Origin of the sequence: Rhodococcus sp. KRD197, from assembly GCF_017168235.1 — a bacterium.
GTDB lineage: Bacteria > Actinomycetota > Actinomycetes > Mycobacteriales > Mycobacteriaceae > Rhodococcoides.
On sequence record NZ_JABFAO010000011.1, the window covers coordinates 764,975 to 780,532 of the forward strand.

The 15,558-nt window shown below is 64.3% G+C and carries 15 protein-coding genes; 5 read left to right on the forward strand and 10 right to left on the reverse strand.

Going from position 1 to position 15,558, the window contains the following annotated elements; translation table 11 throughout:
• On the reverse strand, positions 1-301 hold a 301-nt coding region (locus J1M86_RS19375; protein ID WP_368857270.1), incomplete at its 3' end, for a TetR/AcrR family transcriptional regulator.
• 182 nt (positions 302-483) lie between these two features.
• Here J1M86_RS19375 and J1M86_RS19380 point away from each other — a divergent pair.
• Positions 484-1,926, forward strand: a complete 1,443-nt coding sequence (locus tag J1M86_RS19380; protein WP_206511004.1) for an NAD(P)/FAD-dependent oxidoreductase — start codon at positions 484-486, stop codon at positions 1,924-1,926.
• On the opposite strand, the gene J1M86_RS19385 is transcribed toward J1M86_RS19380, so the two are convergent.
• The 7 genes from J1M86_RS19385 to J1M86_RS19415 all read right to left on the reverse strand — a co-directional run bounded on the left by J1M86_RS19385 (position 1,871) and on the right by J1M86_RS19415 (position 9,360).
• Positions 1,871-2,602, reverse strand: coding sequence for a M50 family metallopeptidase (locus tag J1M86_RS19385; RefSeq protein WP_206511005.1), 732 nt, complete (start codon positions 2,600-2,602; stop codon positions 1,871-1,873). The genes J1M86_RS19380 and J1M86_RS19385 overlap by 56 nt on opposite strands.
• Positions 2,603-2,657: 55 nt before the next feature.
• Positions 2,658-4,208 (reverse strand): acyl-CoA carboxylase subunit beta, encoded by a 1,551-nt coding sequence (locus tag J1M86_RS19390; protein ID WP_075837815.1) that lies wholly within the window; start codon positions 4,206-4,208, stop codon positions 2,658-2,660.
• 41 nt (positions 4,209-4,249) lie between these two features.
• On the reverse strand, positions 4,250-5,206 hold the full coding sequence (locus J1M86_RS19395) for an acyl-ACP desaturase (RefSeq protein WP_075837816.1): 957 nt from the start codon (positions 5,204-5,206) through the stop codon (positions 4,250-4,252).
• A 119-nt stretch (positions 5,207-5,325) separates the two neighbouring features.
• Entirely contained in the window at positions 5,326-6,252 is a 927-nt protein-coding gene (locus J1M86_RS19400; protein ID WP_206511140.1) for an alpha/beta fold hydrolase, read from the reverse strand.
• Between the two features lie 104 nt (positions 6,253-6,356).
• The gene (locus J1M86_RS19405) at positions 6,357-8,555 is read right to left on the reverse strand and encodes a DUF2254 family protein (RefSeq protein WP_206511006.1); all 2,199 of its coding nucleotides are present in this window, start codon (positions 8,553-8,555) and stop codon (positions 6,357-6,359) included.
• A gap of 90 nt (positions 8,556-8,645) precedes the next feature.
• Positions 8,646-9,098: a GtrA family protein gene (locus J1M86_RS19410; RefSeq protein ID WP_206511007.1), complete on the reverse strand. Its 453-nt coding sequence runs from the start codon at positions 9,096-9,098 to the stop codon at positions 8,646-8,648.
• Between the two features lie 79 nt (positions 9,099-9,177).
• On the reverse strand, positions 9,178-9,360 hold the full coding sequence (locus tag J1M86_RS19415; protein WP_075837818.1) for a hypothetical protein: 183 nt from the start codon (positions 9,358-9,360) through the stop codon (positions 9,178-9,180).
• A 110-nt stretch (positions 9,361-9,470) separates the two neighbouring features.
• On the opposite strand from J1M86_RS19415, the gene J1M86_RS19420 reads away from it, so the two are divergent.
• Together J1M86_RS19420 and J1M86_RS19425 are read left to right on the forward strand one after the other, a co-directional pair.
• Positions 9,471-10,280 carry a mycofactocin-coupled SDR family oxidoreductase gene (locus J1M86_RS19420; RefSeq protein ID WP_206511008.1) on the forward strand — a complete coding sequence of 270 codons (810 nt, stop codon included), beginning with the start codon at positions 9,471-9,473 and terminating at the stop codon, positions 10,278-10,280.
• 131 nt (positions 10,281-10,411) lie between these two features.
• Positions 10,412-11,359, forward strand: coding sequence for a pirin family protein (locus tag J1M86_RS19425; protein WP_206511009.1), 948 nt, complete (start codon positions 10,412-10,414; stop codon positions 11,357-11,359).
• A gap of 9 nt (positions 11,360-11,368) precedes the next feature.
• Here J1M86_RS19425 and J1M86_RS19430 read toward each other — a convergent pair whose 3' ends face one another.
• The gene (locus J1M86_RS19430; protein ID WP_206511010.1) at positions 11,369-12,754 is read right to left on the reverse strand and encodes a hypothetical protein; all 1,386 of its coding nucleotides are present in this window, start codon (positions 12,752-12,754) and stop codon (positions 11,369-11,371) included.
• 189 nt (positions 12,755-12,943) lie between these two features.
• Here J1M86_RS19430 and J1M86_RS19435 point away from each other — a divergent pair, with 189 nt between their 5' ends.
• Both J1M86_RS19435 and J1M86_RS26880 read left to right on the forward strand, forming a co-directional pair.
• Positions 12,944-13,741 (forward strand): pirin-like bicupin family protein, encoded by a 798-nt coding sequence (locus tag J1M86_RS19435; RefSeq protein ID WP_230556148.1) that lies wholly within the window; start codon positions 12,944-12,946, stop codon positions 13,739-13,741.
• A 56-nt stretch (positions 13,742-13,797) separates the two neighbouring features.
• On the forward strand, positions 13,798-14,448 hold the full coding sequence (locus J1M86_RS26880; RefSeq protein WP_206511011.1) for a DUF4190 domain-containing protein: 651 nt from the start codon (positions 13,798-13,800) through the stop codon (positions 14,446-14,448).
• A gap of 20 nt (positions 14,449-14,468) precedes the next feature.
• On the opposite strand, the gene J1M86_RS19445 is transcribed toward J1M86_RS26880, so the two are convergent.
• A complete protein-coding gene (locus J1M86_RS19445) occupies positions 14,469-15,527 on the reverse strand; it encodes a GGDEF domain-containing protein (RefSeq protein ID WP_307786682.1) in 1,059 nt (352 codons plus the stop codon).
• Positions 15,528-15,558 lie beyond the last annotated feature (31 nt).

Sequence of the window (15,558 nt, forward strand, 5' to 3'; positions counted from 1 at the left end):
CCCACCGGCCTGGGTGGTCGGTCGAGTATTCACGGTGCGCGGCCGCGAAACCCACCAGCGCATCCTTCTTCGAGCGACCGGCTATGGCGTCGCCGATATTCGCTGCGAGTTCACCGAGGGCCAGGGCGGTAATGCCATCCCGTAGGTCAGCGAGGTCCTTGACGTGCGAGTAGAGGCTGGGGGTTTGGACGCCGAACGATCGAGCAAGGGCGGCGAGGCTCAACGAATCGAAACCGGTCGCGTCGGCGAGTTGCGCACCGCGCTCGGTCACCACGGATCGATTGAGAGGAACCCTGTCCATGGCAAGAGCCTATCACCATTAGGTATCTACCTATGGCCATTAAGTGAGACCATGCGCGATCCGCACTCGACCGCAATTGTCTTAACATTCAGACATGCGGTGCTGTAGCCTTCAAGTACATAGTGACACAGCACACACGACGGCCCGCACACCGGACGTCCCGAACGTGGAAGGACACACCCATGTCCGCGTCCAACACACCCGAACTCACACCGGCGCTCGCACAACGAGTTCACCGGCACCGCGTCGTCATTGTCGGCTCCGGGTTCGGCGGACTGTTCGCAGCCAAGCAACTTCGCAAGGCCAATGTCGACGTCACCTTGATAGCCAAGACCACCCACCACCTGTTCCAACCCCTGCTCTACCAGGTGGCGACGGGCATCCTGTCCGAGGGCGAGATCGCGCCGTCGACCCGCCTCATCCTCAAAGATCAGCACAACGCCTCCGTCATCCTCGGCGAGGTGGGTGCCATCGACCTCGAGTCGAAAACCGTCACCTCTCAGTTCCTCGAACGCGTCACCGAAACCCCTTACGACAGCCTCATCGTCGCCGCAGGCGCGGGCCAGTCCTACTTCGGCAACGACCACTTCGCCGAGTTCGCGCCCGGCATGAAGACCATCGACGACGCCCTCGAGCTACGCGGTCGCATCATCGGCGCCTTCGACCAGGCGGAACTCGCCACAGATGAGGACGAGATCGCTCGGCTGCTCACCTTCGTCGTCGTTGGCGCCGGACCCACGGGTGTCGAAATGGCCGGCCAGATCGCCGAACTCGCGAACAAGACACTCGACGGTGCCTACCGCCATATCGATAGTCGCAGCGCACGCGTCGTACTGCTCGATGCGGCACCGAAGGTGCTTCCGCCGTTCGCCGACTCCCTCGGCGAGGCGGCCGCCCGACGCTTGAGAAAGATGGGCGTCGACATCCAACTCGGCGCGATGGTCACCGACGTCGACCTCGGTGGCCTGTCGGTCAAGGATGCCGACGGCACCATCCGGCGCATCGATGCCCGGACCAAGGTGTGGTCCGCGGGCGTCGCCGCCAGCCCTCTCGGAAGAACGCTCGCCGAGCAGTCCGGTGCCGAGATCGACCGCGCTGGTCGCGTCCTCGTTGGACCGGACCTCTCGCTCCCCGGCCATCCCGAGGTATTCGTCGTCGGCGACATGATGGCACTGGACAATCTGCCCGGCGTCGCGCAGGTCGCCATCCAGGGTGGACGCTACGCAGCCCGTGTTATCGAAGACGGTGTCGAAGCCGTGCGGTCCGGTAGATCCGCACCCGAACGTAAACCCTTCCGGTACTTCGACAAGGGATCCATGGCGACTGTCTCGCGGTTCAGCGCGGTTGCGCAGATCGGGCCGATCAAGATCACCGGTTTCATCGCCTGGATCATGTGGCTGCTCGTCCACCTGCTCTACATCGTCGGCTTCCGTAGCCGCCTGACCACGGTGATCTCCTGGCTCACGGCATTCTTCAGCCGTGGTCGCGGTCAGCTGGCCATCACCGAGCAACAGGTCGACGCCCGGAGAGCCATGTTCTACTTCACTGCCCCCGAGGCCAGTGTCGATGTCACTGCACCGGAGCCAGAATCCGCCACGCGCCCAGTGCAAGACATCCGAGCGTGACCAGCAGGAACAGGCCCACCCAGACGATTCCCGGTAGAAACGTCAACCGGGCCAGCTGATCGGCGTCGGAGTCGCGTGCCCGTCCCGCGCTGCGCGAGCGTTGCAGTTCGAGGACGGGACGCGGGCCCGCAATCAGCAGAAAAAGGGTGATGAAGTACGCCGCAGCAACTTGTTGCTCACCGGTGCCCCACCACGACACGACGAACAGCACGGCGCCGACCACCACCAGCGACAACAATCCGTAGAGGTTGCGAATCATCAACAGCATCAGCGCAATCGAGACGATACCGATCCACAGCACCGCCGACGCACGTTGCGTGCCGAGCACGAAGGCCGCCCCGAGTCCCAGGAGCGACGGGCCGACGTAGCCCGCAAAGGTCATGACGATGACGCCGAGGCCCGTCGGCTTGCCCTTGGAAATCGCCACACCCGAGGTGTCCGAGTGCAGGCGCAGTCCCATCAGCTGCCTACCCGTGATCAGCGCGACGAACAGGTGCGCACCCTCGTGCGCGATGGTCACCACGTTGCGCGCGATACGCCACGTCTGCGGGATCAGCACTATCGCCAGCGCGGCCAGCGCTGCTACTTGGACGATCCACACCGGTGGATCAGGACTCACCGCGGATATGCGGTCCCAGAATTCGCTCACACCCGAAGTATGGCGGCTTCGCCGCATGTGAGTGAAACTACATAGAGGGCTATGTATTTCCACTCACATGCGGCGGAGGCGCCTACACCGGTCGTAGCAGCGAGCGCCGGCGTGGCGGCAGCGGTTCCGGGGTCTTGTCTGCCAGCAGTTTGAGCGCACGACGGATCTCCAGCCGCGTCTGCGAAGGCTCGATCACCGCGTCGATGTAACCCCGCTCAGCAGCGGTGTACGGCGTCGCGACATGCTCGTTGTAGAAGTCGATGAACTGCTGCCGCACGCGCGGACCATCGGCCCCCGCCGCCTCGATCTCGCGACGCCGCAGCAATCCGACGGCCCCCTCCGCTCCCATGACCGCAATTCTCGCGGTAGGCCACGCGAAGTTCAGGTCGGCACCGAGATTCTTCGAACCCATCACCGCGTAGCCGCCCCCGTACGCCTTCCGAATAACAACGGTCACCTTGGGTACGGTCGATTCGATCACGGCCGCCAACAGTTTCGCGCCGCGGTAGATGACGCCGGCGCGTTCCTGCTCGAGACCTGGAAGGTATCCGGGGATGTCGACGAGAAACACGACCGGGATGGCGAACGCGTCACAGATGTAGATGAAGCGAGCTGCCTTCTCCGAGCTTGCGATGTCCAACGCCCCACTCAGATACGTGGGCTGGTTTGCGACAACGCCCACTGTCCGGCCGTCCACACGCGTGAACGCCGTGATGACGTTGGGCGCGTACAGCTCACCTATCTCGTGGAAGTCTCCGTCGTCGAACACCCTCATGATGATGTCGTGCATGTCGTATGCGGTGTTGTCCGAGTCCGGCAGGAACGTGTCGAGACCGAGATCGGACTCGGTGATCGCCGGCTCGAGCCCGGGATTGACGAGCGGGGCTTGCTCATGGCAGTTGCTCGGCAAGTATCCGAGCAACGTTTTCACCCACTCGAACGCGTCGGACTCGGACTTCGAGACGTGATGCACGGTTCCGTAGCTTGCCTGCTTCGTCGCTCCACCGAGATCCTCCGCCGAAATGGCCTCTCCGGTAACCGCTTTGAGCACGTCCGGCCCGGTGACGAACATGAAGGACTGATCCTGGACGGCGACGACGAAATCGGTGCACGCAGGTGAATATGCCGCTCCTCCAGCGCATTTACCCAGCATGATGGAGATCTGGGGAACGAGGCCGGAGAGCAACCGCTGCCGTCGGCCGATCTCGGAGTAGAAAGCCAGCGAGGTCACGGCGTCCTGAATACGGGCACCACCGGAGTCATTGATCCCGATGAGCGGGCACGCCGTCCTGGCCGCAAGTTCCATCATCGAGACCACTTTGCGCCCGAACATCTCACCGAGCGACCCCCCGAAGACGGTGTTGTCGTGCGAGTAGACGATCACCGGCCGCCCACCGACCGTCCCTCTGCCCGTCACGATACCGTCGCCGAGCGGATTATCCGGGCTGCCAGGCGCTTTCATCAATGCGCCGTACTCGATGAAGCTACCCGGATCGAGAAGTGCGTCGATCCGGTCTCGTGGGCCCGGCAACCCGGCAGCAGCGCGCTTGGCTATCGCGCGGTCACTGCCCGGACTGCGGGCCGCCTCCAATTTGTCGGTCAGTTCGGCGAGCTTGGTGGCCGTGGTAGTCAGTTCGAACTCCAGTTTTCAGACGAGGCACCCGAGCAACTGCTCTAGGACGCCTGGCGTTCCAGCTTCTTGGCTTCGCGGGCGAGAGAGCGGTCGCGCATCTCCTCGAACTTGGTTGCTTGGCGCTCGAGGTCTTCGAGGAATGCAGCGAGCTCCTCGCGCGTGTTCTCACCGCGAGCGGTGAAGTCCTCACGCTCGAAGATGCGCCACTTGCGCAGGACCGGCCAGACGACGTCCTCGAGGTGCTGACGCAGATCGTAGATGCCGTGCTTGGCCATGAGTACACCGTTGCGACGGAAGTTCGGCATACCGGCACCGGGCATCTGGAAGTTCGTCACGATGTGACTGACCGCCTCGAGCGTCTGGTCCGGTGCGATATCGAGCGCCGCGCCGCAGATATTGCGGTAGAACATCATGTGCAGGTTCTCGTCGGCAGCGATGCGCTGAAGCATCCGGTCCGCGATCGGGTCGTCGCACACCTTGCCGGTGTTGCGGTGTGAGACGCGCGTCGCCAATTCCTGGAACGTCACGTACGACACCGAATGCAGCAACCCACTGTGCGAACCGATGGGCGAGGCGAACCCGTTGGTCATATGGATCATGCGGGCCTGCTCGAGCGCGACGGGGTCGACGCCGCGGGTGACGACGAGGTAGTCGCGCATCACGATGCCGTGGCGGTTCTCCTCCGCTGTCCACCGTCCCACCCAGGTGCCCCACGCACCGTCCCGCGAGAAGTTCTCCGCGATCTCACGGTGGTAGGAGGGCAGATTGTCCTCGGTGAGCAGGTTGGTGATCATCGCGGCCTTGGCGACATCGGAGAGCTTGCTCTGCTCCGGGTCGTAGTCCACCCCACCCAGCGCGGCGAAGTTGCGGCCCTCGTCCCACGGCACGTAGTCGTGGGGGTGCCACTCCTTCGCGGCGGCGATGTGCCGGTTCACGTTGTCCTCCGCAACCGGTACGAGCTCCGTTAGCAGCTCCAGCTGTGTCAGATCCCTGACCATGGACATGCCTCCTCGAATCGAATACCTACGTCAGCGTAGGTCCGCTCGACCGGCTCACAGCGAGATCTGTCGATCTCTGTTAGATGTAGCAAGACCGCCGCGGGAGCTATTGGGGGCGTTCACATGACCGCGGTGTCGCCAACCTGCGCAACGGAGTGAGCCCAGTCCGCGAGCAGCGTGAGCAGCCCGGATACGAGCGGCAACGGCTGATCCAGCATCACATGATGGCCCGCGAGCGGTAGTTCGATCACCGGAGCTGATCTGCCGAACAACTCGTACATGTCCGAAGCCACATCCGTGGTCACCAAGCCCCGCTCGGCGCGGAACACCGCAGCCCGGCAACGCACGGAGCGCAGCAGATCCGGCGTCGGACGGGCACTACCGAAGATCCTCGGGTCGAACTTCCACGACCAGCCGCCGTCGACCTCGCGCAGCGACCCGCGCGCCACATGGTCCATCACGTACGGCAAGGAACCGGATTGATCAGGAACGGTCCGAAAATGCGACACGGCCTCGTCCTGCGTGGCATAGACCTTCAGCGGGCCGAACGCGCGTTTGTCGCGTGCGGCAACCTGCTCCGGCGACAACGATCGCAGCGGCGTGTCGATGGCCGCCACACCGGCGACCCGCGCGGCGTCCGTCGCCGACGCCATCGCGACCCACCCGCCCATGCTGTGACCGATCAACACCGGCGGACGGGCGAAGTTCGCGTGTTCCACCGTCGCGAGCACCTCCGCCGACCACACCTCGAAGCCGTACTCCTCGCGTCGCCCCGAGTCACCGTGACCAGTCAGATCGAGCGCCGCGACGCGATAGTGCCGCGCAAGAAACGGCGCGATGTGATCCCACCACCCCGAATGCGCAGCACCGCCGTGCACCAACACGACGCCAGGCGCATCCTCGGCTCCCGGCGCCGCGCGATCCCAGATACGCACCCGCACCGATGCACCGAGAACGTCGATGTCCGACTCGACCGGTCTCGAACCGACCGCGTCGCAGAACCACTGGGGCGCAGCCGCCGATACAGAATCCGAAGTCACACCGATCAGTCTCACACAGCCACCACACAACCGAAGCAAGTCATTCCGCAGGCTCCACTCCCAGCTTCAATACGGTCATTCCGCAGGCTCCACTCCCAGCCTGAATACGGTCATTCCGCAGGCTCCACTCCCAGCACAAGGGGGTGGGTTCGGCCGGAGGAACCCTGCTCCGAACCGAGCCCCTGCGGATCGGCGGCGCCGGCGAGCGCAATGTCGAGTTCGCCCTCCCATTCCCGCTGGACCTGGGCGTCGAGCGCGTCGAGTCGGGTTGTCAGCGGAGGGTGCTGATCGGGCGGGCACGCGTTGAGCAACGTGAGCAGCAACGATCGCAATCGTCGTTGGACCTGGGTGGAACCCGAGCTGTAGTGCCGAATTTCGTCGGTGGCCACGGTGACATAGTCAGCCCAGGTCCGGCGGGTGCCCCTGATACGAGTCGTTGCCGATCGGTCCGACTCGTGCTGAATCCGAGGGGCGATGATCATCAGTAGGTCTTCGATGTGATCGATGGCCTGCACCGCACGTCCCGGGTCGTTGATGGACGGCGAGAGCGCCTTGAGTGCGATATCGACCAGTGCCTGCAGGGCAGCCGCTGGGCTCACCGTCGGGCTGTGCGTGTCGCCGAAGATCAGGCATGTCATCAACTGATGCGGTCGCACGCGAAGGTGCGGGCCATGCACCTCGAAAAGGACGGCATCCTGTGCGACGAACTCTCCGATGGTCGGTTTCATTTCCACCGTCACACCCCACTTGGTGGTCAGACGTTGGATGCGATCCAGATCCACGGCCAGCAATATCCGCCCGTCCGGAGAAAGGCGTGTCAGCCGCACCGTCGACGATGTCTCCAGTGGACCGGGCTCGCGCGGATCAGCCGCCGGTTCGGAGCTGCCCTCGATTCTCCGCACCACCTGCGGATACATGCGGATGATCGAGGTTCGGCCCTGGGCGGCGATCCACCGGAGCAGACGTGAGGAGTCGAGCACCATCCCCACGCGCGCCACGAGCCCCACGAACAGGAACGCGCTGACGAACGAGAGCAGAATTGCAATCGAGGTGGACAGCACCGGCGCCGTCCATTCACCGGACAGTGCGAGATCCGAGGTGACTATCACCGCGAAGACGAAGGTGGACAGAAACATTCCGATCGACCACCGCATGATCGCATCCTGCTGCAGCATCGGCACCACACGCACGGAAATCTGCGAGGCACCGAATTGCATGGCGAGGGTGATAGCAGTGAACACCAAACCGGTCAGGGTGATCATGCCGCCGGCAATCACTGCGAGCAGCGTCGCTGTCGCACCGATATCGAGGTCGGACTCGAGCGTGACCGATCCGTCTCCCTCTGCGAATTCGGCGTCGAGGATCACCACTGTGATCGCCGATACGATCGACAACGAGACCAGGAGCATCGGCAACCGCCACAACGGGGTTCGCCGCAACCGCCGCCGCGTGCGGTTCCACCGCAGCCGGGAGAGCAACCGGTTGGGCAGTTTCGGCGACGACGCCGCTGTGTGCGCCACGGGTTCGACTGCCGCGGGTATCTCGACGGGAACTCCGAACCGTCCGGACAGCGCCTCCTGCAAGACGATCTTGGCGCGAACGACCGGTTCACGGAGCCGCACTTCGCGTCCCCAGGCTTTGGCCTGCTTCGCAGGCTTGTCGGCGTACCTCCACCGTGCCCACGGGGAGTTGGGGCGTCCCAGCCTGATTGCCCCGACGATCAGCAGCGGGACGACGAACAACCCCACCAGCCCGGTCCACAGTTTTCCTTTGAGCAGGGTGATCGCCGCGAGCGCGAGTTGGACCGCCAGACCGCCGAGTACCAGCGCCAATGTTCCCAGTGAACCGTCCTGCTGGTAGGCGTCGAAATCACCGGTGAAGCCGATGGGGTGCACGCCGAGCAGGTACAGCCCGGTGATCGCGATCGCGGCGAAGACCGCGTCGATCGACGCACGCCCTTCCTCGGCCCAGTAGACGTCGCGCAGATGCAGGATCAGAGCGAACTCGTCGAGCATCAGTGCACTTCCGATGCCGAAGATGCTCGCCAGAATGCAATTGGCCACCGGTGTGTCGTAGTCGGCGATCGCCACGAGCGCCAGACCCGAGATGAGCACCATCACCAAGCCGAACATGACGTGATGAATGTGCATGCCGCCGGGCGTGACATTGCCCGGCCACCACGACACTTCGGCACGAATCATGCGGACGCTGAACCTGATGAACAAGAACGCAAGCAGGAAGGACACGAGCAGAAAGAACAGTGGCAGACGTCCGTTGTCGACGACGGTCTCGGTGAACCACCTACCCATCACAGGCCTCCTCGCTGCTCACGAGCGAGGCCAGCCTATCGCCGCATCGGCACGGGCGGGCGGAGATGCGTTGGGCGAAGACGGGTGGGGTCAGAACACCCAACCGCGTAGGGCGAGGAATCTCATCGCACCGGTGACTGCGCTGACCGCGACGACAGCGAATATCTGCATCAGCGACGACGCTTCTGGCAGGGCGATGTTGACCACCGCGAGGGCGGTGGTGCCGAGCACGAGGGCCGCGAGTGCGAGGCCGCCGGCTTCCCACTGCGTCTGGAGGAAACCGACACGCTCGACGGCGTGGAATGTGACGCGCCGGTGCAGTTCGTTGGCCAGGACGGTGCTGGCAGCGATACCGACGATGTTGGCGACGAAGGAGCCGAGACCGGCGAGGGTGAGGAAGAGGCCGCCGTAGAGGACGTTGCTCGATCCACCTACGAGTACGAAGCGGATGAACTGTGCGGGGAGCGATTCACCTCGCAGGCGTGCCTTGATGGGTTCACGGCCCGCGCAGCGGGGAGGCCGCGTATCAACCGAACCGCTCACGATGTCTCCAGTTGCCCGTCGCCGACGAAGTCGTCCGCGAGGTCCGTGTTACTGCGGAATCGGGACTGATCGTCCCGAACTAAATCCTGTCGCTCTGAGTCGACGAGTCGTTCTCGACCTTCTTGCGAGAGCGACGAGTGAGGTCGAAGTTCATCAAGTCGGGCTTGATCGACGCCAGGAACAGCATCGTGCACCCGATGACAACCACGACGATGGTCAGAACCACCACGACGATTCCGATGAACGCGCCGATACTTTCCATAACTGCAAACCTCCCGTGTCGTCCCTTACCGTACTGGGCTGCCGAAGATCCGGTCGAATCCACCCCGAAACGGACGTTGACGACGGTGTCGCGACGGTAGCGTCCATCCTATGACGTCACGTTTCGAGGGCAAAGTCGCGTTCATCACAGGTGCAGCTCGCGGCCAGGGCCGCGCCGAGGCGGTCAGGCTGGCTTCGGAGGGAGCCGACATCATCGCCGTCGACGTGTGCGAAGAATTCGAATCCACGTCCTACGCCGGTGCGACCGCAGCCGACCTGGCCGAGACCGTCGCGGCTGTCGAAGGACTCGACCGTCGCATAGTCGCCTCGAAGACCGACATCCGCGATTTCGACGCTCTGTCGTCCGCGCTCGAAGCTGGGGTGGCCGAGTTGGGCCGGTTGGATGTGGTGATCGCCAACGCCGGCATCTGCTCGGCGGCGATGTCCTGGAAGATCACGCCCGAGCAGTGGCGGGAGACGCTCGATGTCAATCTGACGGGAACATTCTTCACGGTCAAGGCCGCAGTTCCGATTCTGCTCGAACAGGGCACCGGTGGCTCAATTGTGATGACCAGTTCGGTGGCAGGTTTGCGTGGACTGCCGTTCCTCGCGCACTACGCAGCCAGCAAGCACGGGATCGTCGGACTGTGCAGGTCGATGGCGAACGAGCTCGGCCAGTTCGGCATACGCGTCAATTCGATTCATCCGCACGGCGTCGAGACAGGGATGCAGCCGAACGACATGATGGCTCTCCTCGGCGAATACGGCGCGACGCTGGGGCCGATCTTCATGGGTACGTTGCCCGACCCGATGAGCCAGCCGGAGGACATCGCAGCCGCGGTGGCATGGCTCGCATCCGACGAGGCCCGGCACGTCACGGGGATTCAGTTGCCGGTGGACCTCGGGACGCTGACCCGGTAGCACCGAGAGCCGATAGCGCTGGGCCGGGCAGCGATGCGAGCAGGGCTGTCGCTGGGAATACCTGATCGGGCGCGCTGTTGTATCGAAGGTAGTTGATCAGTCAATCAACTTGAGACTTCGAGGAGATCGATATGCCCGCTGTAACGGTCGAAAACATCCTTGCCCTTCCCCGCCTACCCCTTCCCGACGCCACCGCGGTGGCCCGGCCGGTCCGGTCGGTCACCACGGCCCCCGCAGGGTTCGAGGGTGAGGGTTTCCCGGTTCGGCGAGCATTCGCCGGTATAGACCTCACCTTGCTCGACCCGTTCATTCACATGGATCAAATGGGCGAGGTCGAATACGCACCCGGTGAGCCGAAGGGAACGTCGTGGCATCCGCACCGCGGATTCGAGACGGTGACCTACATGATCGACGGGATCATGGAGCACAAGGATTCGGGCGGCGGCGGTGGCACCATCAGCGGCGGAGACACGCAGTGGATGACCGCGGGCGCCGGGATCTTGCACATCGAGGCTCCGCCGGAGCACCTCGTCCAGTCGGGTGGACTGTTCCACGGTGTGCAACTGTGGGTGAACCTGCCGCGTGAGAACAAGCTGGCGCATCCGCGCTACCAGGACATCACCGGCAGCAAGGTCGCGCTGCTCTCGAGCAACGACGGTGGCGCGCTGGTGCGCGTCATCGCAGGTGAGGTCGCGGGACACCAGGGGCCGGGCTCGACGTACACCCCGATCGCACTGTCCCATACGACGGTCGCGCCGGGGGCTGCGCTGTCGCTGCCGTGGAACCCGAGCTTCAATGCCATCGTGTACGTCCTCGCTGGTTCCGGCACCGTCGGCCCCGAACGTCGACCCGTCGAGAAGGGCCAGACCGTTGTGCTCGGTCGCGGCGACACAATCGAGCTCGCAGCGTCGGAACGGCGGACCGAACCACTGGAGGTGTTCGTGCTCGGCGGCCAGCCGATCCGCGAGCCCATCGCCATGGCCGGACCGTTCGTGATGAACACCAGGTCCGAGGTGATGCAGGCTTTCGAGGACTTCCAGGCCGGCCGACTCGGATCCATTCCCCCCGAATACGCCTGAGATGTGCGGCTAGGCCAGCCTCCTGATGGCGCGCATCGGGATCTCCAGCCAGGTCGGACGGTTTCGGGCCTCGTAGACGGCCTCGTACACAGCCTTGTCCAGCTCGTAGGCGGCGAGCAGGTCCGCCGCAGACCGCGGGTCCCCTCCCGCCACCGAGGCGTAGCCGTCGCAGAACGCGTCCGAGTTGCGCTGTACCCAGCGTGCAGCGCGCTCGTACGTCTGCGTCGAGGCGTCGGCGCTGCCGAGGAGCAGGTGATGGGCGGCGTAGTCGAAGGACCGAAGCATCCCGGCGACGTCCCGCAGAGCGCTGTCCGGCTGCCTGCGTTCCTCCAGAGTCTTTGCCGGTTCGCCTTCGAAATCGATGAGCAACCACTTCGACGGTGTGCGGAGCACCTGGCCCAGATGCAGGTCTCCGTGGATGCGCTGCACTGTGGTGGTGCCCGCAGCCTCCGCACGGGCGATCAGCTCACGGGCGGCGGGAAGGTGATCGGCAAGGGCGGGCACCACGTCGACGGCTGCCTCCACGCGAGCGAGGATCTCGTCCACGGACTTCGCCGAGGGTCGTTCGGACGTGCCGAGCTGCCGCGCGAGGTCGGCGTGGACCTGCGCAACCGCAGCGCCGAGCGCGTGTGCCTCGCTCGCGAAATCCGCCGCCGCGTCCTGCGGTTCGCGATCGCCGGCAAGCAGGTCACGCACCGAGGCCAATGCGGTGGTCCAGCCTTCCGCCGAGTCGGCGACGAAGTCCTGCGCCATACCCAGCATCGTCAGCTCACCGTCCTGCTCCGTCTCCAGCCACCCGCGCAGCGGAGCGACGTTCTCGCAGCCTGTCTCGGCCAGCGCTCGATGCAGCTCGATATCAGGATTGACCCCCGGTGAGACCTGGCGAAAGAGCTTGAGCAGCAGCACTTCGCCCAGAATCACCGAGGTGTTCGACTGTTCCGCGCCGAGGACCCGTCCGAGCATCCCGTGATCGATGGAGTGTGCGACGACGTTCCGAAAGTCGATCGATTCGACGGACTCGGCAGCGGCGAGCGCCTCGCCGTACAGAGCTATGATCTCCGGGTCGCGCAGGCCATCGAAAACAACCGAGACTTCCGAGTCGACCGATGCCAGCGGAAGTTGCCAGCGCACGAGATCGTCGACGGCGTTCGTGCGAAAGCCCAGCGGCACCTGGTATCGCTGCATCCGAACTCCGTTGCCGCCGGGCGAGTCCAATCCGATGTCTACCAGCAGATGTTCCGCCGACACCCCGGGCCGCGAGCCCAGGGGCACTCGGGCAACTACTGCCAGAGAAACAACCCGCGAGCCCTTTGCTGCAAACCATCGTTGCTGCGGAACCCACGCCAGCAGGGCCGCTTCCAGATCGGTCGTTCTCACGCGCGTGGAATCGGTCATAAGAAAGTATCTCGCCTCCGCTTGTTGCTCGGTCTGCTCACACTATCGATCCGGCGCCTGGTCCCGCGCCGGCGAAGCCGAACCGTGTGGCGGTTACCCGAGCAACGACCCCCACACACATTTTCTTTCGTCGCGCGAAAGTTATCCGACCGGGCACCAGCCCCGACCGCCGACTCGTACAGTGGACACATGCCCGCTCCAACTCCCCTCCCACACGACCCGTCGGGGTACACGCCGATGCCCCACATCGACATCCACCGCGCTGGCGATCGCCTCAAAACCCGTGTGGCATGGTTGGACTCGAAGCATTCGTTCTCTTTCGGCCAGCATTACGATCCGGACAACACCCACCACGGCGTCCTCCTCGTCAACAACGACGACATCGTCTCGCCCGGTCAAGGTTTCGACACGCACGGGCACCGGGACATGGAGATCGTCACGTGGGTGACGAAGGGGTCACTGGTCCACCAGGATTCGATCGGAAACTCGGGTGTGATCTATCCGGGACTCGCGCAGCGCATGAGCGCCGGTAAGGGCATCATGCATTCGGAGAAGAACGATTCCTGGCGACTGAACGGGCAAAGCCACCAGGAGCCGGTCAGATTCGTCCAGATGTGGGTCGTGCCCGACTCGCCCGGGCTGGACCCCGGTTACGAGCAACTCGAGATCGACGACGAGTTGATCCGCGGGGGACTCGTTCCCGTCGCCTCGGGCATGAAGAAACATCACGGCCAGTCCGCTATTCGCATCTCCCAGAAATCCGCGGCCCTGCACGTTGCCCGCCTACAACCCGGCGTCGCGGTCACCCTTCCGGAAGCACCGTTCGTGCACGTGTTCGTCGCCCAGGGCACGGTGCAGATGGAGGGAGCGGGCGAACTGTACGAGGGCGATGCAGTTCGGTTGACTTCGTCGGGCGGGCAACGCATTCACTCGGACAGTCCCGCCGAGATCCTGGTGTGGGAAATGCATACCAAGCTCGGACCGTAGATCGCAGCGCTAAACTCGCACGCACTTCGTTCACGCAGAATACGGGGGTAACAGCAGTGTCCGATCAGAATCCGCCGCAAAATCCGCCGCAGAATCCGTCCGGCGACTACCCACCACCCAGCGGCGGCAATCCGCCTCCCGGCGGCGACTACCCACCTCCGGGTAACTATCCCCCACCGGGCGGTTACCAACAGGGCGGTTACCAACAGGGCGGCTACCAACAAGGTGGCCAGCCGGGCGGTTATCCCCAGGGCGGACAGTATCCGCAGGGGCAGCCGGGCGGTTACCAACAGGGCGGCTACCCGCAGGGTGGGCAGTATCCGCCGGCGAGCCCGAACAACACGATGGGCATCGTCGCGCTCGTACTGGGAATTGCGGGCATCCTGTCGAGTTGGACGGTGGTCGGTGGCATCGTCCTCGGCCTGGCCGCGATCATCCTCGGAATCCTCGCGCGATCGAAGTACAAGAAGGGCACGGCCACGAACGGCACGATGGCGATCGTGTCGATCGTTCTGGGTGCGATCGCCGTCGTAATATCCGCCGTCGTCATAGTTATCGGCGTCGGCGTGTTCAACCAGGTCGGTGGCAGCGACTTCATCGACTGCATGAACAACGCCGGCAACAACCAAACACTGCAGCAGCAGTGCGCCGACCAGTTCGAACGCAACGTCGACGACCAATTCGGCGTCACCCCAGGCGGCTACTGACACAGGGGCAACCAGGTCGGTCACCAGTCGGCTGCGATCACCACCTGGTTGCCCCCGCGCCGCTTCGCCTCGTACATCGCCACGTCCGCTCGACGGAGCAGCCCGGTCAGCGCCGTGCCGGTGTCATTGTCGACACCGTGGGTGTGGGCCAGGCCGATGCTGACAGTCAGCGGACACATGTCCTGCGCTGAGTACAACCGCGTGCGCAGCCACTCGGCGACGGACTCTGCCCGCTCGACCCCCACCTTGGCCACCACGGCGAATTCCTCCCCGCCTGTCCTGGCCACGAGCAGATCGTCGACGATCAGGCGTCGCGCCATCAGCTGCAGGGCGACGTCGCCGCACTGATGGCCGAAGCGGTCGTTGATGGACTTGAACCGGTCCACGTCGAGGACCATCACCGACACGTCGGTGGCGCCCCTCAGAAAGCGCGAAAGCTCCTCGTCGAGACCCCGGCGATTATGCAGGCCCGTCAGCGGGTCGATTTTTGCGCCATCGGCATCGACACGCAGGCTGAGCAGCAACGACTGCAGCAGCACCGGGAAAGAGAACATCACCGGGAGCAGCACCGCGAGCTGCGAGACCGCGAGTCCGCGGTCGGACTCTGCGGAGAAGATGATCAATCCGAACATCAGAGCAACCGTGCCCGCCGACCACGCGAGGTGCGCCAGGAGCACCCTGGGGCCGTGGAGGATCTGGACGTACACCCCGACCACCGCAAGGAGTGCGCACCCGGGAAACGACATCTGGGTCGATCCGTAGGCCAGCAGGGACATGGTGGTGCCGACCTCTGCGTACACGATGAACAGCAGAGACGTCCGTTCACTCGGCCACGGGCCGCGGAGCCACCGGGCACCGACGACGAAGGCCGACACCGTGCCCGCTGCGATGAAAACATCGGCGAGTATCGACGTGGGCGGAACTGCGGTGATGTAGGTGGTGACGGCGGCCATTCCGAAGCAGATGCAGCAAACGCCGATACAGACGCGAAGCGCGGACAGCACACCGTGGGTACGGAGATACTGAACCATCCAGTCGTAGCTGAACGACTGATTCCACCAGCTGCGCAGAAATGTCACCGACTGCGCCTTTCCTACGCGTGAATTGCCA

Bases quoted from the DNA above. Each gene is read 5' to 3' on its own strand.
- J1M86_RS19395 (WP_075837816.1), bottom strand. From the start codon at position 5,206: ATGGTCAGGGATCTGACACAGCTGGAGCTGCTAACGGAGCTCGTACCG.
- J1M86_RS19405 (WP_206511006.1), bottom strand. From the start codon at position 8,555: ATGGGTAGGTGGTTCACCGAGACCGTCGTCGACAACGGACGTCTGCCA.
- J1M86_RS19420 (WP_206511008.1), top strand. From the start codon at position 9,471: ATGACGTCACGTTTCGAGGGCAAAGTCGCGTTCATCACAGGTGCAGCT.
- J1M86_RS19425 (WP_206511009.1), top strand. From the start codon at position 10,412: ATGCCCGCTGTAACGGTCGAAAACATCCTTGCCCTTCCCCGCCTACCC.
- J1M86_RS19415 (WP_075837818.1), bottom strand. From the start codon at position 9,360: ATGGAAAGTATCGGCGCGTTCATCGGAATCGTCGTGGTGGTTCTGACC.
- J1M86_RS19385 (WP_206511005.1), bottom strand. From the start codon at position 2,602: ATGCGGCGAAGCCGCCATACTTCGGGTGTGAGCGAATTCTGGGACCGC.
- J1M86_RS19380 (WP_206511004.1), top strand. From the start codon at position 484: ATGTCCGCGTCCAACACACCCGAACTCACACCGGCGCTCGCACAACGA.
- J1M86_RS19430 (WP_206511010.1), bottom strand. From the start codon at position 12,754: ATGACCGATTCCACGCGCGTGAGAACGACCGATCTGGAAGCGGCCCTG.
- J1M86_RS19435 (WP_230556148.1), top strand. From the start codon at position 12,944: ATGCCCGCTCCAACTCCCCTCCCACACGACCCGTCGGGGTACACGCCG.